At 62.5% G+C, this 787-nt stretch carries 1 protein-coding gene; it reads right to left on the bottom strand.

Features of this window, described 5'->3' with window-relative positions; genetic code table 11:
• The coding region (locus ACOCD2_RS23315; RefSeq protein ID WP_293885900.1) for a hypothetical protein at positions 1-787 on the bottom strand (787 nt) is incomplete at both ends.

Here is a 787-nt window from a genome sequence, read left to right as displayed (position 1 = left end):
GCCCACCACTACAACCACTCCCACCACAACCAGCACACCTACCACCACTACCACGCCCACCACCACGGCCACCCCCACAACCACCACCACCCCAACCACAACTAGCACGCCCACCACAACCGCTACACCCACCACGACCACTACCCCAACCACAACTGCCACACCTACCACAACTAGCACCCCAACCACCACTGCCACTCCCACCACCACCTCAACGCCTACCACCACTGCCACCCCCACAACAACTACAACGCCTACCACCACCTCTACGCCCACCACCACCTCTACGCCCACCACCACCCCCACGCCCACAACCACCACCACCCCGACCACGACCACTACTCCCACCACAACCACAACGCCTACCACGACCTCCACCCCCACCACAACCGCTACACCCACCACAACTGCCACCCCAACCACCACAAGTACTCCCACCACCACAGCAACGCCTACCACCACTACCACCCCCACAACAACTGCTACACCTACCACTACTGCCACGCCCACAACCACCACTACGCCTACCACCACCACTACCCCGACCACAACGACAACCCCAACCACGACCGCAGCTCCCACCACAACCACTACGCCCACTACCACCGCTACCCCGACCACAACTGCTACCCCTACCACCACCGCAACTCCCACCACCACCACAACGCCCACCACTACAACCACTCCCACCACAACCAGCACACCTACCACCACTACCACGCCCACCACCACGGCCACCCCCACAACCACCACCACCCCAACCACAACTAGCACGCCCACCACAACC

The organism is Thiolapillus sp. (assembly GCF_048562965.1).
GTDB classification, from domain to species: Bacteria; Pseudomonadota; Gammaproteobacteria; order Chromatiales; family Chromatiaceae; genus Thiolapillus; species Thiolapillus brandeum_A.
The sequence above is the reverse complement of the archived record's forward strand: the minus strand, read 5'-3'. Positions and strand labels throughout refer to the sequence as shown.